This window comes from uncultured Brevundimonas sp. (genome assembly GCF_963975535.1).
In the GTDB taxonomy this organism is placed as follows: domain Bacteria; phylum Pseudomonadota; class Alphaproteobacteria; order Caulobacterales; family Caulobacteraceae; genus Brevundimonas.
This window is the reverse complement of the sequence record NZ_CAXBHE010000001.1, coordinates 382623-404905: the sequence shown is the minus strand read 5'-3', so window position 1 is coordinate 404905 and position 22283 is coordinate 382623. Positions and strand designations below refer to the sequence as shown.

Below are 22283 nucleotides of genomic sequence, written 5' to 3'. Positions count from 1 at the left end.
CCGAGGGGGTGGGTCCGGTCACCGGTTGGGACGGCGGTCCGTTCCGGTCGTGCCCGGGACCCCGGACTGGCGGCGCCAGCGAATCGACAGGCTGGCGTCGCCCTCTCCACCGAATTTGGAACTGACGGCCAGATTGCGCCGTACCTGCCACTCGACATTGACGGCCGCGCCGCCTTCGCCGCCACCGATGATCTCCAGATAGACATCGTCGGAGATGTAGCGGCCGCCGGCGACGGTCAGGGCCGAGGCCTCGCCGCCGAACGACAGCCGGTCCAGTCCGGCCAGTTCGCGCAGGTTGCCGATCACATCGAAACCGCCGCCCCCGGCCAGGGACGCCACACCCGAGGCCAGCTGGGCCGCCTCGAACGGCGACAGCTGCGAGGCCGAGCGGCCGAACAGGACCTGGGACAGGATCTCGTCCTGGGGCAGGGACGGGGTGGAGGTCAGGGCGATCTTCGGCGACTCCGCGGTTCCGGTGACCCGGATCGTCGCCGTCAGGGCCGGGTCGTCGCGCACGGCCGACAGGTTCAGCCGGATGCGGGCGGGATTGGTCGACAGGCTGACCGTGCCCTGATCGTCGAAGACGAAACGCTTGCCGGCGAACTCATAGTCACCGCGGATCACATTGGCATTGCCGGTCAGTATCGGTCGGGCGATGGAGCCGGTGACCCGGGCGTCGACACTCATCGCCACATTCAGACCGCGTCCGACGACGACGATGTCACCGCCGCGTGAACGCAGGGCGATGTCGAGTCCGATCTGTACGCCTCGCGAACGGACCTGGTCGTCGGCGATCGGGTCACCACCGGGGCGATTCACCTCGACCACATCCATGCGAACGATCCCGTTCGAGCCCGGTACATTGGCTTCGATCCGGGCCTCGTCGATGTCCATCTGACCCGTCAGCTGGATCTTGCCGTCGGCGGCGCGCGTGACCGTCACCGGCCCTGTGGCCTGGGCCCGGGCGATGTCGTTGTCGATGATACGGAAGCGGGTCAGAGCCAGCTGGAAGCTGGAGTCCGATCCCTGGCGCAGACCGATGCGGCCGTCGCCGCTGACGGTACCACCCGCCCCGTCGCCGGCCGTGAATGTCTGGATCAGGGCCGTGGTGTCGTCGAAACGGCTGGCCAGGGTCATATTGGCCAGCCGCACCCCGGTGGTGGTGTCGCGGAAGGTGCCCTCGGTCAGGTCGAGTCGCCCGTTCAGCCGGGGTTCGTTCAGGCTGCCGGCCAGGGTGGCATTGGCATTGATCTGTCCGGTCAGTGACCGCTCCCCACCCAGGAACAGGTCCCAGATCGGCTGGATCTGGCCCCGGATCGACACCGTGCCCGCCATCGGTCGCGTGCGGGCCACCGCCAGCCGCAGCGGCGCGGCCGAGGCCACCACCGGCAGGGTCATGTCGACGAGGGCGGTCACCGCGCCCTCGTCCCGGACATCGGCCTTGATGCTCAGGCTGTTGTCGACCAGCAGGGCATTCAGCGTGCCGTCGATGGACAGTCCGCGCGGGGCGTCGATGCTGCGCACGTCCTGCAGGGTGACATTGGCCGAGCCGGACAGGTCGTCGCCCGTCCCGCGCAGGGCCACGCGCCCGGTCACACGGCCACGCATGTCCGCCGCGAGGGATCCGAGCTCGACGCTGGTCAGATCGGCCTGGAAGATGGCGGCCCGGGAGTCCTGGCGCAGCTCGCCCAGCAACACGCCGCCCCCGACGCCGACATCCAGCCGGATCAGGCGACCGTCACCGGACAGGGCGACAACGGCCGGATTTCGGGTGCTGAAGGCGATATCGCGCACTCGGCCGCCCCCGCGCAGGACGACGGTCTGGGCATCGGCCTGGCGCGAATAGGTGCCCCCGCCGTTGAACTGGACAGGAACCGTCCCGCCGACGTCAGCCGACAGGGTGAAGGGCAGGCTGGCCAGGGTCCCCGTGCCGTTCAGGTCGAAGGTGCGCAGCACATAGCTGGAGCCGACCAGCCGCACATTGCGCCCCCGAACATTGACGATGGCCGCACTGCGCGCGGCCTGGCCACTGTCTTCGGTCAGACGGATTCGCCCGTCGGCGGTGCCGGTGGCCAGGAAGGCCCCGGGGCGGGCGGTGAACGTCAGGTCGGCGCTGGACGGCACGCGGCTGGACAGGCCGATCGCGCCCCGGGCGGCCAGGCCGCCGGCGTTCAGGTCCACATCCGTCAGGCGAATACGGTCGCCCCCGAGGAAGAAATTGCCCGAGGCCGTGGCCGGACCGTATTTCGATCCGGCGGTCAGGGCGAGCCGGCCATCGGATTCGTCGTTGCCGCGGCGGAAGCTGAGGACCAGATCGGCACCGGTTAGATTCAGCGGTCCCGCGGCGACGCTGTCGAAATGGGCGCGCAGGTCGGCACGCGGATTGGCCAGCGTTCCGGTCAGGGCCCCGTCGCCGGTCATGGTGCCATCGACCTCGACCGGGCCGACCCCGAACGGGCCCTCGGCGGTCCAGTCCAGCGCCAGCCGCAGGCGACCGTCGCCCTCGATCAGGCCGCGCGCGCTCGCCCGGCCGGCGGCACCGGTCAGACGGGCGGGTTCGATTTCCAGTCTCCCGGCCGTGAAGGCCCCGTCCAACTGCAGTCGCGGCGTCGTGCCCAGCAGGCGGTCCAGTTCCGCCATGCCGGTCTTGAGCCGCTGTCCGCGGGCATCCAGGGTCAGTCGCCAGGGGGCGCCCGGCCGGTTGGCGACCGCTGTGACCGCCCCGCCGAGTGAGCCGCCGGCACCGCTGCGCAGGCGTGCCAGGTCGGTGATGGCCGCGCGGCCACGGAAGCTCAGGGCCCCGCCCAGATTCCGTCCGCCGGTTCCGGTGATCTCAAGGGCCTGGCCCCGGGCCTGGATCCGTTCCAGCAGCACCGCGCCGTCGATCGAGCGGGTGGCCTTCAGCTGAACCCGGGGGGTGGCCCCCAACAGGGTCCCGACCGCGCCCGCGACCGAACCGCCGGTGGCGCTCAGATCAGTGTCGACGGTGTAGCGGCCGTTGCGGGCCTGGATGTCCAGCGGTCCGGCGACCCGGGCGGCGCGATAACTGATCAACTCGGCGGCGCTCAGGGCCACGGCCCCGTCCAGGGTCCAGACCTTGGCGTCGCCCCTGAACACCCCGGTCCAGGCCGATGCCCCGGCGAACGGACGGTCCAGCATCCGGCTCAGCGACGGTGTCGAGACCTCGACCCGGATGCCGTCCGGCGCGCTGCGGTCGTCCAGCCGGATCATGCCGCGGGCGCGGGAGTTGATGTTGTCGGCCCGCAGTCGCCAGGCGATACCCTGATACCCGTCACGACCGGCGTCGGGCACGGCGGCGAAGCCGAACCGGGCCTTGCGGCCGATACGACCGATGAAGGGCCGCAGCAGGTCCGACCCGGAGAAATCGATGAAGCCGCCGACCCGCGCTCCGTCCTCGCCGTACCGACCCTTGACGATCAGGGGAGTGAAATCGCCGGTGCGCACCACGGCGTCGACGATTTCGCCGTTCACCACGGCGGTGGCCGAAAAGGGCTGATCCGGGGAATAGCCCAGCGCACCGGCGATCGGACCGCCGCGGGCCTCGCTGGCGCGTAGATTGACGCGCATATCCTCGATCTTGCCGCCGAAGCTCGCGGTCAGATGCAGGAAGTCACCCTCGCGGCTGTTGCTCAGGGCGTTGACCCTGGCGGTCTTGGTCCCGTTGCGCGGGATGTCAGCCTCGCCGGTCAGCTTCCAGCGGCCGTACTCCTTGCTGAAGTCCTCCAGCAGTTCGACGTCGGCGCGAAAGGAATCGATGTCGATGGCCAGGGGGGCGGGTCCCGGCGGCTCCAGCGACGGTTCCAGCTCGGGCCTGCGGATCAGCCGGATGACGTCGGCGGTGAGCGTCGTCGCGTGAAAGCGCCGGCCAACCAGCGCCCAGTAGGACCAGTCGACATGGACGTTGCGGGCCTCGAGCCAGATACCCTTGGCGTCCGTGACGGTGACCCGGTCGATGGTGAAGTCGTCGAACAGGTCGCCCCGGACTCCCTCGACATTCAGGCGACCGAACCGGCCGAGCTTCTGGCCCGAGGCAAAGGTGGTGACCAGGTTGCGACCGGAGTCCGACAACAGGTACATGCGGCCCCCCACCAGGCCGAGGACCAGAAGCGCCACCAGGACGGCCGTGGCGATGCCGCCGAAGAAGGCCAGCGCCTGCAGCCGCGTGCGCTTCTTCCGCGCCGTTTCAGCCGGGGTGTCGGGGACCGCGGGCGGGTCGGCGTCCGGGGAGCGGGGCCCGGTCAAAACGCCTGACCGATGCTGACGTAGACCTGGAAGTCGGCGTCGCCGTCGCGCTTGTCTATCGGGAAGGCGATGTCGGCGCGGATCGGCCCGAACGGCAATTTGTAGCGGACGCCGAAGCCGGCCCCGTACCGCAGGTTGGACACATCCGGGGTCGGCTGGAAGCCGATCGAGCCGGCGTCCAGGAAGACCACGGCCCCGAAACCCCGGCCGACGTCGTGGCGCAGTTCCACCGAGGTCTCGAACAGGGACAGGCCGCCGCGCGGCGTATTGTCCGGCAGGCGGGGCCCGACGCCCTGATAGGTGAATCCGCGCACCGACCCGCCGCCGCCCGAATAGAACAGACGATCAGACGGCACGGTCAATTCACTGCCGCCGAGGATCGCACCGAGCCGGAGGCGTCCGGCCAGGACGGTCGTGCCGCTGTCCCGGAGCGGCAGATAGCCGGTGACCTGGCTCTCGCTGCGCAGGAAGGCCACGCTTTCCTCGCCGCCCACGACCGTGGGCTGGGCGGACAGGGACATGCGCCAGCCCCGGGTCGGGTCCAGCGGGTCATTGGACCGGTCGACATAGGCGCTGCCGCGCCCCGTCAGGATCACCAGGTCGCGATCGAAATTGACCGGCGAGTTGGTCAGCGGATCAAAGCGGTTTTCATTGTAGTTGCCGGCGTCGATCCCGACGCCGTAGCTGAGCCATGAGGTCCGTCCCAGGCGCTGGCGCAGGTCGGCCGATACGGTGAGCGCGGTGCGGCGGTAGGCGTCGGTGTCCTCGTTGACCAGGGCACCCGACAGGGTCAGGGTCCGACCCGGACGCCGCCAGTGAGGCAGGCCGAGATCAGCCCCGATGCGGCTGTTGATGTCGGCCAGACGCGCCTGGTAGCGCAGGGTGTCGGCCCGCCCGAACCGGTTGTAGTGGGTCCAGATGACGTCGACCCCCGACCCCTCGGCGGTCGAGAAGGTGGCCCCGGCCTCAAGGATGCGGCGGGGCCGGTCGGTCAGGGTGACGATGATCGGTCGCAGGCCGTCGGCATTGATCTGGTCCTGCGGGGACAGGGCGACGCCTACGCCATCGTAAACGCCGGTTTCGAGCAGGCGTCGCTCCAGTTCGGCGACCTTGTCGGGGTCATAGCGGTCGCCTTCGGTCCACGGGGTCAGGCCGACGACCCAGGCGGGATTGGTCGGGCCGCGGGTTTCCAGCCGGATGCCGTCCAGTCGCACGAGCCGTCCGGCCTGGATGTGGAATTCCGGATCGACGGTAAAGCTCTCATGGTCGACGACGACCCGGCGCGGCTGGGTTCTGGCGTCGGCATAGCCGCGGCGGGTCAGGCCGGCGACGATCCGGCCCTCGGCGGCAATGACATCGACCGCGCGTCCCGGCTCGCCCGGCGTCAGGCCGATTTCGCCGTTTACCGCCGCGCCGGTTTCCGGGTCCGGAGCCGGGTCGGCCCACAGGATGGTGGGTTCGGTCAGGTGGAACCGCCGGCCGGGCTGGATATCGATGATGGCGACGGGGTTCTCGTCGCCCTCGACCACATCCTCGATGGTTGACTGGTAGTAGCCTTCCGAACGCAGCAGCGCGTCGGCGGCCTCGACCGCGCCGCGAGCCCGGCGGCGGGCTTCGAACCGGCTGCCGGGTGCCCCCTCGACCTCGCCGATGGCGCGTTCCAGCTGGCTGCGCAGGGCGCTGTCCAGGTCGCCCCGGATCTGGGCCCTGGGTTCGGCCGCCGCGGCGGCGGCCCAGCTCAACCAGAGTACAAGCCCGGTGAGGAATAGATTGGGCCTGGGCGTCAAGCTTGAACCTTCGACAACGTCAGTCGGGACAGACCGGGAGCAAGTCGGCGCGCGGGGTCAGGTCTCACCATGGCACCCGCCTGTGGCGCTCCCGTGGCGAAACCGCAGACCGCGATGTCAGTAAAACAGGGTTTCGCTTTCCGGACGAACCGTTTCCGCGGAACTCCGCTTCTCCGGCGGAATGGTCGAGTAGTCCGCAGGCGGCGTGTCGACGGCGGGGGGGGCGGCGTCGGGAACCGGGATTTCCTCGGTCATCGGCGCGACCGGCTCATCGTCCGGCAGCGGGACGGTCTCTTCGTACTGATCGTCGGACCTCGGGTTGTCGCAACCGCTCAGAACCGCTGCGGCCCCGAACGCGGCTGCCAGAATCAAACGCTTCATCAGATGTCTCCCCAGGCTCGGAATCTCAACGCAAAGCCAGCCAACGGCGTTCCATAGCCGGGATCGTGGCAGCGGTCATCCCGGCCAGCAACCAATCCTTCTCCAATTGGTGGTTTGAATGAACGGTCGGGAGAAATGAATGACAACGTCTGCATGTGCCACCGTTGCCCAGGTTCGCTTCAGAGAGCTGAAGTCCCGCATCGGGCTGGCGGCCTTCGTCGGCGTGGCAGCGTGGGTCATGGCCCCGTCGGCCTGGCCGCTGTGGTGGTTCCTGGCGGTGGTCGCCACCCAGTATCTGGACGAGGCGGTCTTCCGTCCGCTGCGGCTGAACCCCGAAATGACCGTCAGCAAGTCCTACAGCGCGCTGTTCTGCACCGTGACTGTTCTGACCGTCGTCGTTTACGCTGCGATAACCGCCTACCTCTGGTTCTACGGGGGGCAGGTCGGCAAGATTTTTGCGATGGTCCAGTGTTCGGGCGGACTGCTGCATGTCAGCCTGCATATGCACCATGATCGCCGGATCCTGATCTGCTCGGTCACGCCTCATGCCACCTTTTTCCTGGGGTTGCCCCTCATCACGGCGTTCCAGAGTCAGAACTGGATCGAACTGCTCATCCCGGTCGGCGGGCTGCTGTATATGGCGCACCTGATCGTGGCCGTGCGTCAGAGTTCGCTGACCACCCGGGTGTTGCGTGAGGCCAAGCGCGAGGCGGATGAGCATCGGCGCACCGCCGAGATCGCCAGCGCCGCCAAGTCCGACTTCCTCGCCGTCGTCAGCCACGAGATCCGCACGCCGATGAATGCCGTGATCTCGGCCGGCAACCTGCTGCGGCGCACGCGACTGAGCGGGCCCCAGAAAACCCATGTCTCGATGCTGACCGATGCCGGCGACGTGCTGATGGGACTGCTCAATGACGTGCTGGACTTCTCGAAGATCGAGGCCGGCAAGATGCAGATGGAAGCCGCCGAAATGGACGTGCGCGAGCGACTGGTGTCGCTGAAGCGTCTGTGGGAGCCCCGGGCCAGGGCCAATGGTGTCACGCTGGCGATCGTGGTGGCCCCGGAGGTCCCGGACTGTGTGCGAACCGATCCGCTGCGGTTCCAGCAGATCCTGTTCAATCTGATGTCCAACGCCGTCAAATTCACCGCCGAGGGCGAAATCCGGGTGTCGGCGGACTGGGACGAGGCAACGGGACGCCTCAACGTCGCCGTTCACGACAGTGGCTGCGGCATTCCGCACGACCGGCTGGTCGAGGTGTTCAACAGCTTCGAACAGGCCGATGTGGGCACCACGCGCCGGTTCGGCGGCACGGGGCTTGGTCTCGCCATCAGCCGGCGGCTGGCGGAACTTATGGGCGGCACGCTGGTCGTCGACAGTGTCGAGGGCGAGGGGGCGACCTTCACCCTGACCCTGCCGGTCGAGGTCATGGCCCGCTCGGCTCCGGCGGAGACCTCGCTTCTGCCGGAAGTCGAGGGCGGATCGCTGGCCGGCCGGTCGATCCTTGTGGCCGAGGACCACGCGGTGAACCGCCAGATCCTGACCCTGCTGCTGGAGCCGCACGGGTGCCGGCTGACGCTGGTCGAGAACGGGGCCCTGGCCGTCGAGATGGCCGCGGTAGAGCGCTTTGACGCTGTCCTGATGGACATGCAGATGCCGGTGATGGACGGAATTGAGGCCAGTCTCAATATTCGCCAGGCGGGCATCAACCGGGCCACGCCGATCATCGCCCTGACCGCCAATGCCATGGACTCGCACCGCGAAACCTGGCTGGCCGCCGGCGTCGACGTGTTCCTGACCAAGCCGATCGATCCGACGGCCCTGGTGGCGGCCCTGCTGGACGCCTGCACCGGGGAGCGGAACGCCTCGCCTGAGGCGGGAACCGCCGTGGCCTAGACGGCGGCTGTCCAGGCCGTCAGGGCCGCGTCCAGCGACAGATCGGCGGGCCGGATGGCGGGTGCGGGCGAATTTCCGTCGAAACGCGGCGCGGGCGCGGGCTGGACCGGCGATCCGGCAAAGGTCGCGCGGGCCCGGTTGTGCGGATGGCCCGGGGCCTCGGCCAGGCTGAGGACCGGGGTGACGCAGGCGTCGGTGCCGGCAAAGTGGGTGGCCCAGGCGTCGCGGTCGCGGGTGGCGAACAGGGCCTCGAACCGGGCATGCAGGGCCGGCCATCCGGCCATGTCGAACTGCGGGGCGTCGTCCGCCGCCAGGTCGAGTCCGGCGATCAGGGCCGCGTAGAACTGCGGCTCCAGCGCGCCGACGGCCACGAACCGTCCATCGGCGCAGGTGTAGCAGCGATAGAAGGGGGCCCCGCCGTCCAGCAGGTTGGCTCCGCGGCTGTCACTCCAGAGGCCGCGGGCCTGCAGGGCGTAAAACAGACTCATCAGCAGGGCCGAGCCGTCGGTCATGGCGGCGTCAACGACCCGGCCGCGACCGGTGGCCTTGGCCTCGAGCAGGGCGGCCAGCACCCCGACCACGACCAGCATGGCCCCGCCGCCGTAGTCGCCGACCAGGTTCAGCGGCGGGCGCGGCGGGCGGTCGGGCTCTCCGGTCGCGTGCAGGGCCCCGCTGAGGGCGATGTAGTTGAGGTCATGGCCGACCTGCTGCGCCATCGGCCCGGTCTGGCCCCAGCCGGTGACCCGGCCATAGACGAGGCGCGGATTGACGGCGGCGCAGGCCTCGGGGCCGAGGCCGAGCCGTTCCATCACGCCCGGCCGAAAGCCCTCGATCACGGCATCGGCCGCCCCGGCCAGATCCATGACCCGGGCGTGATCGGCCGGATCCTTGAGGTTGACCGCGACGGCCGGGCGGCCCCGGTGCAGGACCTCGCCCCCGACCTCGCTGAAGGCGGCGGTTCCGGCGACGGCGCTGCGGGTCAGGCGCACCACCTCGGCCCCGAGATCGGCCAGAACCATTCCGGCGAAGGTGACGGGGCCGAGTCCGTCGAATTCGATGATGCGCAGGCCGGAGAGCGGTTTCATAGCTCCTGACTAGGCGGCAAAAACAGGCTGGTCGAGCATTTGGATGTTCGCACGGTCTTGACCCGACCGCGTGGATGCAACAGAAGGCGCCGTCTGGTGGTTCGCAAAGCGCGAATCCGATGTGCGCCCCTAGCTCAGTTGGTTAGAGCATCTGACTTTTAATCAGAGGGTCCCCGGTTCGAGCCCGGGGGGGCGTACCACCAGCCCTTTTTCCGCATTGTTGTCGAATGCGCCGCCTGGCCTCAGGGCCGGCCCTTGCGCGCACGGCATTTCTTGCAGACCAGCGTGCCCGGTTTGGTCCGGCTGTACTTGTACTCGTGACGGCACCGCAGCCGCTGGAGCAGGGTTTTCAGCATGGTGTCGCACCGCAAACGCTTCACCCGGCATGCGGGTGGGAAAGGCCGTATTCCCGCCGGATAAAGCATGGCGGCATGGGTCGGCGCAACGCCCGTGTGAACGGACTTCCGATCGGCCCCGGGCCGTGCTGTAAAGCGGGTATGCGCAGCTCCACCGTGATCGTCCTTCTGTCCTGTCTCGTCGCCGGGGGCTGCAATGCCGGGCATTCGGCCATGGGCGGGGCGGAGCAGTTCGGCGCGGGATTCAGCGATGCCGCCACGGCCCCGCTGGACGTCTTCAACCTGCGGCCCGAGGTCATTCCGACGGTGCTGCTGCAGGCCCAGGCCAACCCGTACGACATGCGCAACATGAGTCGGTGCTCGACCATCGGGGCGGAGGTCGTGCGCCTGGACGAGGCACTGGGCCCCGATATGGACGAACCGCCGCCCGTTGACGGTCGCTATATGAGCGAGCGCGCCGCCGATGCGACGGCCCAGGCCGCCCTGGGGGCCGTGCGCGACACCACCACGGACTTCATTCCCGGCAGCAGCTGGATCCGGCGTCTCAGCGGCGCGGCCCAGCACGAACGCGCGGTCCAGGCGGCGATCCAGGCCGGGCGGATTCGGCGCGCCTTCCTCAAGGGAATCGGGATGCAGCGCAATTGCGCCCCGCCGGCCGCACCCAGCTGGTTCGTTCCGGCCCGGAGCCCGCGCCGCTAGTTGGACGTATGCCGGGCGTGGAAGTCGCGCCGGAAGGCCTCGAACCGCCCGTGGGCAATCGCCTCGCGCATGGCCGCGGTCAGCGTCTGGTAGAAGGCGATATTGTGCCAGCTGATCAGGATCTTGCCGAGAATCTCGTCGGTCCGCACCAGATGGTGCAGATAGGCCTTTGAATAGGCGCTGGAGGCCGGGCAGGCGCTGTCCGGGTCCAGCGGGTCCTGATCCTCGGCAAAGCGCGCGCCCTTCAGGTTGATCGGGCCGTCCCAGGTCCAGGCCTGGCCGTGGCGTCCGGCCCGGGTCGGCAGGACGCAGTCGAACATGTCGACCCCGCGCCACACAGCCTCGACCAGATCGACCGGCTTGCCGACCCCCATCAGATAGCGGGGCCGGTCGGCGGGCAGCATCTCGGGCGCATAGTCGAGCACCTCGCACATGGCCTGATGGCCCTCGCCCACGGCCAGACCGCCCAGCGCATAGCCGTCGAAGCCGATCTCCTGCAGCCGCTCGGACGATTCCCGACGCAGGTTTTCGAAGGTCGAGCCCTGCTGGATGCCGAACAGGGCCTGGGTCTCACGGCTGCCGAAGGCGGCCTTCGAGCGCGCGCCCCAGCGCACCGACAGCTCCATCGCGGCGCGGGCGGCGGGTTCCTCGGCCGGCCATGCGACGCACTGGTCCAGCTGCATCGAGATGTCGGCCCCGATGCAGTCGGCCTGGATCTGGATCGACCGTTCCGGCGTCAGCACGTGTTTGGAGCCGTCGATATGGCTGGAGAAGGTCACGGCCTCCTCCTTCACCTTCGAGATGCCGGCCAGCGACATGACCTGAAAGCCGCCGGAGTCGGTCAGGATGGGTTTGGTCCAGCCCATGAATTTGTGCAGCCCGCCCAGCCGCGCCATCCGCTCTGCGCCCGGGCGCAGCATCAGGTGATAGGTGTTGCCCAGCAGGATGTCGGCCCCGGTCTGGGCCACCTGGTCGACGGTCATGGCCTTGACCGTGGCGGCGGTGCCGACCGGCATGAAGGCCGGGGTGCGGATGTCCCCGCGCGCGGTCTTCAGCACACCGGTGCGGGCGCGGCCTTCGGTGGCGGTGATGTCGAAGGGAAAGGGCATCAGGTCCTGGGTTTGGCAGGGTTTTGCGAAATCGGGGTGCCAACCGTGCCATTTCCGGGAGCGGACGGGGCGGGGGTCGGCAGGCGTGGCTATTATAGGGGGCGGGCGAGGGATGCTGACAAATCGACGGCGTAAAAGTTCAAGGCCTTGAAACTCATCGCTCTTGTTTCGCGTCCGGTGCGAGGTTTTTCGGCGACCGGAACAGCAGGCTGCCGTCACCGTAGGAATAGAACCGATAGCCGTCGGCCACGGCATGGGCGTAGGCGGCCCGCATCGTCTCCAGCCCGGCGAAGGCGCTGACCAGCATGAACAGGGTCGATTTCGGCAGGTGGAAATTGGTCATCAGCACGTCGGCGGCGCGGAACTCGTAGCCCGGCGTGATGAAGATGGCCGTGTCGCCGTGGAAGGGGTGGATGACCCGGTCGGGGGTGGCGGCACTCTCCAGCAGGCGCAGGGAGGTTGTGCCGACGCAGACGATCCGGCCGCCGGCGGCGCGGGCGGCGTTCAGGGCGGCGGCGGTTTGGGCGGACACCTCACCCCATTCGCTGTGCATCTTGTGGTCGGCGGTATCGTCGGCCTTGACCGGCAGGAAGGTGCCGGCCCCGACGTGCAGGGTTACGGCATGGGTCGAGACGCCTTTCGCCTCGAGCGCCGCCATCAGCGCCGGGGTGAAATGCAGGCCCGCGGTCGGGGCGGCGACCGAGCCGTCCCATTTGGCGAACAGGGTCTGGTAGTCGGTCAGGTCGCGGTCGTCCTCGGGTCGTATGGCCGCGATATAGGGGGGCAGGGGCATGACCCCGACATCGCGGATCGCGTCATCCAGCGCCGGACCCGTCAGGTCGAAACGCAGGGTCACCAACCCGTCCTCGTCCTTGTCGACCACGGTGGCGTCGAGGCGGCCGAGCAGGCAGGCGGAGTCTGCACTCAAGCCCTTCCCCCTTGATGGGGGAAGGGTTGGGATGGGGGTGACAACGGCGGCCGAGGGCACATCGACTGCCAGCGACACATCGGATGCACTGTCACCCCCAACCCTTCCCCCATCAAGGGGGAAGGGAGACGTAAATTGCACCCGGTCGCCGGCCTTGAGCCGCTTGCCCGGCTTCATGAAGGCCGACCAGACGTCGGGGGCGTCGCGGTGGTGCAGGGTGGCCTCGACGGTCACGGTCAGGGTTTCGCCCCCGGGCCCGATCCGCTGGCGCACGCCGGACAGCCGGGCCGGGATCACCCGGGTGTCGTTGAACACCAGGGCATCGCCGGGGCGCAGGAAGTCGGGCAGGTCGCGGATGACGTGGTCACCCAGCGCCCCGTCGCGCACCACCAGCAGGCGCGCGGAATCGCGCGGCTCGGCCGGACGCAGGGCGATGCGGTCATCGGGCAGGTCAAAGTCGAAATCGGCGGTCTTCATGTGGCCGGGCAAAGGCCACGGGGACAGGGTGTGGTCAAGGTCGCGTGCAGATTTGCAGCCTGGACGCCCCGCGCAGTAGCGTGATGCCGTTCAGCTACGGTGGTTTGGGAGTGGGTCGATGAATATTCCTGCCGGCTTTGGCGCGGTGACGCCGTACATTTTTGCCGATGACGCCGCAGCCTATCTCGAATTTCTCGCTCTCGCCTTCGGCGGTGAGGAACTGGGGCGCAGCGAGGCACCGAATGGCCGCATCGCCAATGCGCAGGTCCGGATTTCCGGCACCACGCTTATGGTCAGCGAAGCGTCGCCCCGGTTTCCCGCGAGCCGGGCGGCCTTCTACCTGTATGTCGATGACGCCGACGTCGCGATGGCCAGGGCGCTTGGCTGCGGCGCGACACGCATCATGGATGTCGGGGACATGCCCTACGGGGATCGACAGGGCGGGGTCGCCGACCCGGGCGGAAACATCTGGTGGATTTCCCAGAGGCTGACGAAAGACCCGTATTTCTGACGCGCAGCCCTGTCGCCGGGGTTAAATCCCGGTTCAGGGATGGCCCGCTAGGGTGGAGGAATGTCCGCTTCTCCGGCCCCGCCGTTCGCACAGACCTGGGACCGCCTGCGGCGGCCGGTCTGGCTGTATGATCCTCACAGCTCGCGCGGCGTCTACGCCAATCCCCCGGCGCTGGCGCTTTGGGGGGCGGAGTCCCTGGAAGAGCTGCTGGCCCGGGACTTTTCCGTGCTGTCGCCGGCCGTGAAGGTGCGGACAGACCGGCTGGTGGCCCTGACCGCCGACGGCGGCGAGGTCAGCGAGCGCTGGACCTTCTATCCGAACGGGCAGCCGGTCACGGTCCAGGCCTCGATCTCTGCCTTCGCCATGGACGACGGCCGCGAGGTCCTGCTGTTCGAGGCCTCCCCGACCGAGGTCGACGCGGGCGAGCGCCGCGCGGTCGAGGCCCTGCGACACACCTCGGCGATCATCACCCTGTTTGACCGGGCCGGGGGCCGATTGTTCGCCAATCCGGCCGCCTACGCGGCCTATGGATCGGAGGACGTTGCATTCGCGGCCCGCTTCGCCGACCCGACCGAGGGTGAGGCGATGTTCGCCGCCGCCGTCGCCGGCCAGGGCATGGCCGGGATCTATCCGGTCGTGGCGGGCGACGGACGGCGCTGGCACCATATGGACGCGCGACCGGTCATCGATCCGGTCACCGGGGCCGCGGGCGTGTTGCTGAACGAGCAGAATGTCACCGCCCGCGTCGAGGCCGAGATGGCCCGCAGTGCGGCCGAACAGAAGGCGGCGATGGCCGAGGCCCGTCAGCGCTTCCTGACCGACATGTCGCACGAGCTGCGCACACCGCTGAACGCGGTGATCGGCTTCTCGGGCCTGCTGGTCGAGGCCGGACTGGAGGTCAGCCGAACCGACCAGGCGCGGCGCATTCACGAGGCCGGCCAGGACCTGCTGACGGTGGTCAATCGCATGATCGCCGAGCCGGACGCCGGGATGGTTCATCCGGTGGAGGCGGGCGCGGGCGAGGCGACCGCACCGGCCGTCGAGTCGGCGATGGCGGGGCCGGGGCTGCGCGTCCTCTATGTCGACGACAACCAGAGCAACCGCACCCTGGTCAAGGCCATGCTGGCGACCCAGGGCATCGTCTGCGAGACGGCCGATGACGGGGCCCTGGGCGTGGTCGCGGCGGCGGCGGGCGACTGGGACATCATCCTGATGGATATCCAGATGCCGGTGATGGACGGGGTTGCGGCGGCGCGCGGCATTCGCGCGCTCGACGGACAGGTCGGGGCGACACCGATCATCGCCCTGACCGCCAATACGCTGGACGAACAGGTGCGCGGCTATTTCGAGGCCGGGATGGACGACTGTATCGCCAAGCCGGTCGACATGATCGAGCTGCTGACCAAGGTGGCCCAATGGGGCGGCAGCGGCTGGCGGGAAGCGGTGGGTGCCAATCCCCTGGTCGCCGTGGACGGAGTCCCGGGCGCGAGGCGTTGACCCGCCGCCCCTGACGCGCCAAACCCATGCCCATGCTGAACAACCTCGAAACCCTCGCCCGTGAGGCCAGGTCCTGGCCCTTCGAACAGGCCCGCAACCTTCTGGCCCATGTGCTGAAGAAGCGGCTGTCGGACGCCGAGCGGGACCTGGCCGCGACCCTGATCGGCCGCGGCAAGGCCGACGAGGCGCTGGCGACGTTCGAGGCCCTGCGCCGTCCGGTGATCCTGGAGACCGGCTATGGCCCGTCGGGCCTGCCGCATATGGGCACCTTCGGCGAGGTGGCGCGCACGACCATGGTGCGCAACGCCTTCCGCGCCCTGACCGGCGACCACTGGCCGACGCGGCTGATCGCCTTCAGCGACGACATGGACGGGCTGCGCAAGGTGCCCGAGGGTATCCCCCATCCGGAGATGCTGGCCGAGGACCTGCACAAGCCGCTGACGGCGGTGCGCGATCCATTCGGGACGCACGACAGTTTCGGGGCCCACAACAACGCCCGGCTGCGCGCCTTCCTCGACGGCTTCGGCTTCGATTACGAATTCCTGTCGTCGACCGAGGAATACCGCTCGGGCCGGTTCGACCAGACGCTGCTGACCCTGCTGGCGCGCTTCGACGCGGCCCAGGCCATCATGCTGCCGACCCTGGGCCCGGAACGGCGCGAGACCTATTCGCCCTTCCTGCCGATCAGTCCCATCACCGGCCATGTGCTGCAGGTGCCGACGCTGGCGCGGGATGTCGCGCGCGGCACCATCACCTTCGAGGATCCGGCGGGTGAGCCGGGCAACCGCACCGAGGTGCGGGTCACCGGGGGCCATGTGAAGCTGCAGTGGAAGCCCGACTGGGCCATGCGCTGGACCGCGCTGGACGTCGACTACGAAATGTCGGGCAAGGACCTGATCGAGAGCGTGCGCGAGTCGTCCAAGCTGTGCCGGGTCATGGGCGGGGTGCCGCCCGAGGGCTTCAACTTCGAACTGTTCCTCGACGTCGAGGGCAGGAAGATCTCCAAGTCCAAGGGCAATGGTCTGACCATGGACGAATGGCTGCGCTACGGCACGCCGGAAAGCCTGAGCTGGTACATGTTCCAGTCGCCGAAGTCGGCCAAGAGCCTGCATTTCAACGTCATTCCGCGGGCCATCGACGACTATCTGGCGGCGATCGAGGCCTGGAAGACCCAGGAGCCGGCCAAGCAGATCGACAATGCCGTCTGGTCGATCCATGCGGGCGCGCCGCCCAGCCATACCTCGCCGGTGTCGTTCGCCCTGCTGCTGAATCTGGTCGGGGTCGCCAACGCCTCGACCAAGGACCAGCTCTGGGCCTATTTCGTCAACTATCTGCCCGAGGCCACGCCCGAGTCCGAGCCGCTGCTGGACCGGCTGATGGGTCATGCCCTCAACTACTACGAGGACTTCGTGAAGCCGGCCAAGTCGTACCGGCTGCCGGACGACAGGGAGAAGGCGGCGCTGCTGGATCTGGCGGCGCGGCTGAAGGCCCTGCCGGCCGGGACCACCGACGGCGAGCTGATCCAGGGCGAGGTCTATGCCGTGGGCAAGGAACACGCCTTCGAGCCGCTGCGCGGCTGGTTCGGGGCGCTGTACGAGGTGCTGCTGGGCGCGTCCCAGGGGCCGCGCTTCGGCTCGTTCGCCGCCATCTATGGCCTGCCCCAGACCATCGCCCTGATCGAGGCCGGGGCGGCGGGAGAGCTGGCCGGCTGACCCGTTCACGAAGATGAACTGAAAACAACGACCTGGCGCGGGGAGCCTTCAGGTCGGCTGGCGCATTACCAGCCCATCGATCTCTTTCGATGACTGGAGTGACCATGTCGAACCTGACCAAATTCACGATGACCGCCGCCGCCGTGGCCGCCCTCATCTCCGCCGCCCCCATGGCCGCCCAGGCCCAGGCCAACGGCATCACCAACTGCGACGCCCCCGGCGGCCGTCAGCAGGCCGGGGCCGCGATCGGGGCCGTGATCGGCGGCCTCGCCGGCAGCCAGGTCTCGAGCAACGAGCGGACCCTCGGGGCCGTGGTCGGGGCCGGGGCCGGTGCCGCCGCGGGTTCCTATATCGGCTGCAACCAGCAGCGCGCCCGGGCCAACGCCCAGGCCAACGGGCAGGCCGGCGGCCAGTACGCCGGCAGCGGCTACCGGGCCACCTCGAACCTGCGGGTTCGCTCGGGTCCCGGTACCAGCTATCGCCAGGTCGGCAGCCTGAGAGCCGGCCAGAGCTTCCAGGCCAGTTCGTCGCAAGGCGAATGGGTCCAGTTGTCGAACGGCGGATGGGTCAGTGCCCACTACGTCGCCGCCAACTAGGGCCAAACCTCCCGGACTGAAGAAGGCCGCTCCGCAAGGGGCGGTCTTTCTCTTTGGGCGCTATCGCTCGCGACGCGGTCGCTCACTGCTCGAGCGGGGTTTCTGTTGTGGCGCCATCGCTCGCCGCGCGGCGGCTCACTGCTTGAGCGCCTCTGCTTGTCGGGCGCTAACGCGCGCGACGCGGTCGCTCACTGCTTGAGCGGGGGCGCAGCGCGAGGCCGCGTCGGGTCGACAGGGCGGAGCCCTGTGACCGTGGCCGGGGTTACTGGCTGACCCAGAGGATGCGACCCATCCAGAGGATGTCGCGGCGCGGCAGGGTGCGCGGCGGATAGGCGGGGTTGATCGAGGTCAGGGTGACGGTGTCGGTGCTGATCGCGCCCAGGGCCTTGGCCAGGGTCTCGCCGCCCGTGGTGCGCACCACGACCCGGTCGCCCTTGCGCACATCGCCGGCCTCGCGGTCGACGATGATGCGGTCGCCCTCGCGATACAGGGGCACCATGGAATCGCCGCTGATGCGCAGGCCCAGCAGGCTGTCGCGGGCCTGGGGCAGGTCGGTCTGGTCCCAGCCGTCACCGGTCGGCAGGCCCGCGTCGTCGAAAAAGCCCTCCTCGCCCGCCTGGGCCAGTCCGAGCAGCGGTATGGCGGCGCGGGGCGGCGGCGCATCCCCCGCCAGGGCGGCGAATCCCGACAGCGACAGGCCGGTGGCCTCCAGAATCCGGGTCAGGCTCTCGGTCGAGGGCCAGCGCGGCCGCGGTGGATCGCCGGGGCCGAAGCGTTTGGAGGGGTTGAAGCTGGTGGCATCCAGCCCGGCGCGGCGGGCCAGGGCCGAGACACTGAGCCCCTCGCGCCGCGCGAGGCTGTCGATCGCCGACCAGATCCGGGCGTGGGACAGGGACATGACAGGCCTTCCGACGGCCCGAACGGCCGGGCCGGGTCAAGCCTAGCGTGGCGCGTTAGGAATATCCACCTATTCCAGCCCGGCGGCGCGGCGGTCCTGCCAGGCCCAGAAGGTGCCGACGGCCAGACAGGCCATGATGCCGTATGCCGCCAGATTGATGACCGCATAGAAGGCGGCAATGGGCGGACGCATATCGGTCATGTTCATGATGTGACCCATCACGGTCAGCAGCTGGAAGGCGCTGGCCCAGACCGGCCAGGCGCGGCGAGACTTCCATACCAGTGCGGCAAAGACGGCCAGCAGGACCATGTCCAGATAGAAGATGCCCCATTGGACACTGTAGAGGTCACCGTCGACCTGTATCAGAAGTGTGGCGAACCAGGTTAGGGCAAACACACCGCCAGCAATGCGCTCGGGCTCATCGCCCTTCAGCAGGGCGAAGGCACAGGTGGCGACCATGAACACGGCGCCGATCTGACCATAAATCGTCTCAGGCACGACATCGCCCCCACGCCGAACGGCATGAGGGCGACATTGCATTGAATCGGCACAGACAGGAATGCCCGGCCATGATTATTACGTCGAATTCAGACGGCGCGCAGACGCTCGACCGGCATTTCGGGCGCGGCGGCCAGAGGCATGCCGGGCTTGTCGACCGTACCGGCCGCATAGGTGCCCCAGCCCATCCGACGATGGTCCTTCTGGAGCTCGTCGTGGCAGGCGACGATCGCCTCGCGCGCGGCGCTGAGCGCGGCGAGCGTTTCCATGGCCTTGGCCTGGGCCGTCGCACCTGCGATCGGCGACACGGACAGGGCGGTGCGGGCACCGATCATCGACTGAACGAGGGTGGTGGTCTGGACAATCGCCGAGTCCAGCGCAGCCTCGGTTGCATGAAGTTCGCCGGCGACGCTGGCGATGATTTGATCTTTGTTCACGAAAAAGCCCCTCACAAGAGATTACTGGTAAAGGGATTCTTAACACACGCCGGTGTTGCGCGGTAGTGTTTTGTTAACCTCCGGGCGACGAGGCGATTTCGGCAGGGCGAGAATGTTTCCTCCGACCGGCGGGCGGTCGTCGGGCTTGTCGAGCGGGCCGGCTGCGACGGTGTCGAGGCCGAGCTGTCGGGCAAGCGAGGCAAGCGTCACGTGGGTGCGGACCAGATGGGCCCGCGCCTCTGCCAGGGCCGCAATCGCTGCGGCCGTCCCGTCAAACGCCCGCTGGCCGGACACGGCCGACAGCCCGGCGTGGGCCCGCGCCCGCGGCAGAAGGGCCGCCAGTCGCGTCGTTTCATGCAGGGCGGCATCGAGGGCGGATTCGCTGGCGTGAAGGCGGCGGCTGATCGTCTCGCTGATGGACTGTCGGGACATGGGGCTGCTCTCCTGACGGGTGTCAGGGCAGAAAAGCCATCCTAACGGGTGCTGTCTACCATCTAGAGGTTGTCTTCCTCGTCCAGCAGGAAGTGCGCGGTCAGGCTGGCGATCGGCTGGGATTCATCGCCCTGCCACGCCTCGGCCAGCACATGGGCGACGCGACGTCCGGCCTTGTTGATCCGGGCCCGGGCCTGCACGTCGACCGGCCGGCCGGACCGCAGGTAGGCGACGGTGACATTGATCGGCCGCGGCAGCTGGAGGCGCGGATAGCGCAGCGCGACCTGGGCCACAGCCGTCATTTCCAGCAGGGCGGCCGTGGAGCCACCGTGCAGCGCCGGCAGCATCGGGTTGCCGACGAGGTGGTCCGCGAACGGCATGACCACGATCAGGTCGTCGCCGGTCAGCCGGCTCTGCAGCCCGAGGAACCGGGCATAGGGGAGGGTATCCAGCAGGTCGGTCATGTGGGGGTGCCTCCGGATCGCAGATTGGCCCCGACCGGGCGTCCGCCGGCCGACTCGACGACATAGGCGGCCTGGGAGGCGGCCACGGGACTGTCCGGACTGTCCTCGAAGGCCCAGGCCCGGACGAAGGCGATGGAGCGGGTCATCTGGAAGCAGCGGGCCTCGGCGATCAGGTCGCGACCGGCCTCGGCGGCCCGCATATAGTCGACCCGCAGGTCAAGGGTCGCGATCGGCTTGAATTCGCCTATGGCGACCCAGACGGCCAGACCGCCAACGTGATCCAGCAGGGTGGTGACCAGGCCGCCGGCGAGGACGCCGGTCCCGGGATTGCCCACCAGGTCGGCGCGATAGGGCACACGAATCCGGACGCGGTCGCCTTCCAGGGCCTCGAAGACAAAGCCGAGGGCATGGGTATGGGCGGCTCCTCCAGCGAGCTGGGGCAGGAGGTCGGTGAGGAATCGGTCCGTCATGGGTGTCTTGTGCAATCGGGCGGCGGTCGCCCGCAACCTGAATAGGTGTCACCTCCGCTGTCGTCGAGCCGGATCGTGACGCAGGCGGGACCCGGTTCGGGTGTCAGGCCACCGAGCGGTCGGCGGCGTCGGCCTCGTCGGCGGCGGCCGCATCCGCGTTCAGCGCCCCGTTGATCGCCCGGCGCAGCCGCTCGGGCTTGATCGGCTTCTCGACCACGCCGCACATGCCGGCCGCCAGATAGGACCGGGCATCGTCCGGATCGGCATTGGCGGTCAGGGCGACGATCGGAATGTCCCGGGCGGGCCCGGTCAGGGCCCGGATGGCCGAGGTCGCCTGGACCCCGTCCATCCGGGGCATCTTGATGTCCATCAGGATCAGGTCGTACGCCCGTTCCTGAACGGCCTCCAGCGCCTCCAGCCCGTCCTCGACAGTCTCGGACGTGCAGCCGAACATCTCGCACAGGGCCTGGGCGACCACGCGGTTGGTGGCATTGTCATCGACGATCAGGATGTGCGGCGTCCGTTCGAACTCGAAATTCGACAGGCCGGTGACATTGGAATCCGTGTTCGCCTCTATTTCGGTGCGCTGGACCTCCAGGTCGAAGGTGAAGGTCGCGCCGCGGCCGGCGTTGTTTTCCGCCCGCAGGCTGCCGCCCATGGCCCCGATAATGCGGTTGCTGACAGACAGGCCCAGACCGGCCCCGTTCAGACCCGCCCCCTGGACAAAGGGGTCGAACAGGGACTCGATCACGGCGGCGTCGATCCCGGGGCCGTCGTCGCGCACCCGTGCCGCCAGATGGATCCGGTCGCCCCGGGCCGTGGCTTTCAAGCTGGCCTCGACCACGCCGTTGCGGGCGAATTTGAGGGAGTTGCTGATCAGATTGTCCAGCACCTGCCTCAGGCGGGGGCCGTCGATCAGGGCTCCCAGTTCGGTGTCGCCCTCATAGCTGGTCATCAGGGTGACGCTGTCTTCGGCGGCGCGCGGGGCCCAGTCGGTCTGGACGCCGTCCATCAGGGCCTGGAGCGGCGTCGGCTGAAGGTTCAGTTCCAGTTCGCCGGCCTCGGCCCGGGCCACGTCGACGGCGTCCTGGAGCACCTGCAGCAGGGTCTGGGACGACTCGACGATGGTGCCCACGTGCGAGCGGGCCTCGCCCGGCAGGGGCAGGCGTCGCAGCAGTTCGGCGACGGCGAGGACGCCGTTCATCGGGGTGCGCAGCTCCCGGTTCAGTACCGACATGAACTGGCTCAGCGAATGGGCCGTGGCCAGACCCTGGGCGTTGCTGTCGGCCAGCGCCCGCGCCTCCTCGGTCAGGGCCTCGATCCGTCGACCCTGACGGGCGTTGGCTGCCTGGATCAGGGCCACGGCGGTGCCGGTCCCCTGATAGACGCCGTTCCGGGTGACGATGAAACTGCGCATCAAGGCCCCCGGACCGCTGCTCAGCAGGGCCTGGGAAAAGGCGTCGATACGTACCCCGGCCTCGACCACGGCCGGTTCGGAGTCCATCAGCAAGGTGACGGGACGGTCGGCGAAATGCGCGTGTGCCAGAGGGGCGGCGAATTTGAGCAGGAAGGCGTCACGCTCGACCAGACCGAGCGGGCGACCGTCCTCGACCACGGGAATGCCCAGGGTGTCGGGCTCCTGCTGGAATCGCGCGAAAATCGCGCTTCCCGGCGTTTCCGGACCCACCGGTTCGGTGCGCCGAGTCAGGGTTTCGATGGTCGGCATACGCGCCGTACTCCAATGCAACCCTCAGACCCTAGCCGCGAACCATTTGCGGAACGGTTAATC

At 68.8% G+C, this 22283-nt stretch carries 19 protein-coding genes and 1 tRNA gene; 7 read left to right on the top strand and 13 right to left on the bottom strand.

What is annotated here, in order from left to right:
* Positions 1–18 precede the first annotated feature (18 nt).
* From AACZ75_RS01905 to AACZ75_RS01895, 3 genes are all read right to left on the bottom strand, one after another.
* The gene (locus tag AACZ75_RS01905) at positions 19–4263 is read right to left on the bottom strand and encodes a translocation/assembly module TamB domain-containing protein (protein ID WP_339870880.1); all 4245 of its coding nucleotides are present in this window, start codon (positions 4261–4263) and stop codon (positions 19–21) included.
* Complete coding sequence (locus tag AACZ75_RS01900) at positions 4260–6005, bottom strand: autotransporter assembly complex family protein (protein ID WP_339870879.1); 1746 nt, start codon at positions 6003–6005, stop codon at positions 4260–4262. Before AACZ75_RS01900 ends, AACZ75_RS01905 begins: the two co-directional genes overlap by 4 nt.
* A gap of 162 nt (positions 6006–6167) precedes the next feature.
* Complete coding sequence (locus AACZ75_RS01895; RefSeq protein WP_339870878.1) at positions 6168–6431, bottom strand: hypothetical protein; 264 nt, start codon at positions 6429–6431, stop codon at positions 6168–6170.
* A 139-nt stretch (positions 6432–6570) separates the two neighbouring features.
* On the opposite strand from AACZ75_RS01895, the gene AACZ75_RS01890 reads away from it, so the two are divergent.
* The gene (locus tag AACZ75_RS01890) at positions 6571–8325 is read left to right on the top strand and encodes an ATP-binding protein (protein WP_339870877.1); all 1755 of its coding nucleotides are present in this window, start codon (positions 6571–6573) and stop codon (positions 8323–8325) included.
* Here the strand turns inward: AACZ75_RS01890 and AACZ75_RS01885 are convergent.
* Positions 8322–9410 carry a CaiB/BaiF CoA-transferase family protein gene (locus AACZ75_RS01885; protein WP_339870876.1) on the bottom strand — a complete coding sequence of 363 codons (1089 nt, stop codon included), beginning with the start codon at positions 9408–9410 and terminating at the stop codon, positions 8322–8324. The genes AACZ75_RS01890 and AACZ75_RS01885 overlap by 4 nt on opposite strands.
* Before the next feature lie 123 nt (positions 9411–9533).
* Here AACZ75_RS01885 and AACZ75_RS01880 point away from each other — a divergent pair.
* Together AACZ75_RS01880 and AACZ75_RS01875 are read left to right on the top strand one after the other, a co-directional pair.
* Positions 9534–9610, top strand: a tRNA-Lys gene (locus AACZ75_RS01880).
* Positions 9611–9907: 297 nt separating this feature from the next.
* Positions 9908–10465: a hypothetical protein gene (locus AACZ75_RS01875; protein ID WP_339870875.1), complete on the top strand. Its 558-nt coding sequence runs from the start codon at positions 9908–9910 to the stop codon at positions 10463–10465.
* On the opposite strand, the gene tgt is transcribed toward AACZ75_RS01875, so the two are convergent.
* Together tgt and queA are read right to left on the bottom strand one after the other, a co-directional pair.
* Positions 10462–11577 (bottom strand): tRNA guanosine(34) transglycosylase Tgt, encoded by a 1116-nt coding sequence (gene tgt / locus AACZ75_RS01870; protein ID WP_339870991.1) that lies wholly within the window; start codon positions 11575–11577, stop codon positions 10462–10464. The two genes, AACZ75_RS01875 and tgt, sit on opposite strands and share 4 nt — an antisense overlap.
* Positions 11578–11728: 151 nt before the next feature.
* Positions 11729–12979 (bottom strand): tRNA preQ1(34) S-adenosylmethionine ribosyltransferase-isomerase QueA, encoded by a 1251-nt coding sequence (queA, locus tag AACZ75_RS01865; protein ID WP_339870874.1) that lies wholly within the window; start codon positions 12977–12979, stop codon positions 11729–11731.
* Between the two features lie 118 nt (positions 12980–13097).
* On the opposite strand from queA, the gene AACZ75_RS01860 reads away from it, so the two are divergent.
* The 4 genes from AACZ75_RS01860 (at position 13098) to AACZ75_RS01845 (ending at position 17295) form a co-directional block, all read left to right on the top strand.
* Entirely contained in the window at positions 13098–13490 is a 393-nt protein-coding gene (locus AACZ75_RS01860; RefSeq protein WP_339870873.1) for a VOC family protein, read from the top strand.
* 60 nt (positions 13491–13550) lie between these two features.
* Positions 13551–14987, top strand: coding sequence for a response regulator (locus AACZ75_RS01855; RefSeq protein ID WP_339870872.1), 1437 nt, complete (start codon positions 13551–13553; stop codon positions 14985–14987).
* A 32-nt stretch (positions 14988–15019) separates the two neighbouring features.
* The gene (locus tag AACZ75_RS01850; RefSeq protein ID WP_339870990.1) at positions 15020–16699 is read left to right on the top strand and encodes a lysine--tRNA ligase; all 1680 of its coding nucleotides are present in this window, start codon (positions 15020–15022) and stop codon (positions 16697–16699) included.
* A 104-nt stretch (positions 16700–16803) separates the two neighbouring features.
* Positions 16804–17295 carry an SH3 domain-containing protein gene (locus AACZ75_RS01845; RefSeq protein WP_339870870.1) on the top strand — a complete coding sequence of 164 codons (492 nt, stop codon included), beginning with the start codon at positions 16804–16806 and terminating at the stop codon, positions 17293–17295.
* Positions 17296–17557: 262 nt separating this feature from the next.
* Here AACZ75_RS01845 and AACZ75_RS01840 read toward each other — a convergent pair whose 3' ends face one another.
* The 7 genes from AACZ75_RS01840 to AACZ75_RS01810 all read right to left on the bottom strand — a co-directional run bounded on the left by AACZ75_RS01840 (position 17558) and on the right by AACZ75_RS01810 (position 22220).
* On the bottom strand, positions 17558–18193 hold the full coding sequence (locus AACZ75_RS01840) for a helix-turn-helix transcriptional regulator (protein WP_339870869.1): 636 nt from the start codon (positions 18191–18193) through the stop codon (positions 17558–17560).
* Positions 18194–18262: 69 nt separating this feature from the next.
* Complete coding sequence (locus AACZ75_RS01835) at positions 18263–18691, bottom strand: hypothetical protein (protein WP_339870867.1); 429 nt, start codon at positions 18689–18691, stop codon at positions 18263–18265.
* 89 nt (positions 18692–18780) lie between these two features.
* The gene (locus tag AACZ75_RS01830; RefSeq protein ID WP_339870866.1) at positions 18781–19128 is read right to left on the bottom strand and encodes a hypothetical protein; all 348 of its coding nucleotides are present in this window, start codon (positions 19126–19128) and stop codon (positions 18781–18783) included.
* 39 nt (positions 19129–19167) lie between these two features.
* Positions 19168–19560: a hypothetical protein gene (locus AACZ75_RS01825; protein WP_339870865.1), complete on the bottom strand. Its 393-nt coding sequence runs from the start codon at positions 19558–19560 to the stop codon at positions 19168–19170.
* Positions 19561–19622: 62 nt separating this feature from the next.
* Positions 19623–20024, bottom strand: a complete 402-nt coding sequence (locus tag AACZ75_RS01820; RefSeq protein ID WP_339870864.1) for a PaaI family thioesterase — start codon at positions 20022–20024, stop codon at positions 19623–19625.
* Positions 20021–20494 carry a PaaI family thioesterase gene (locus tag AACZ75_RS01815; protein ID WP_339870863.1) on the bottom strand — a complete coding sequence of 158 codons (474 nt, stop codon included), beginning with the start codon at positions 20492–20494 and terminating at the stop codon, positions 20021–20023. The genes AACZ75_RS01820 and AACZ75_RS01815 overlap by 4 nt, the downstream gene beginning before the upstream one ends.
* A 103-nt stretch (positions 20495–20597) precedes the next feature.
* Positions 20598–22220, bottom strand: coding sequence for a response regulator (locus AACZ75_RS01810; RefSeq protein ID WP_339870862.1), 1623 nt, complete (start codon positions 22218–22220; stop codon positions 20598–20600).
* Between the last annotated feature and the right edge of the window lie 63 nt (positions 22221–22283).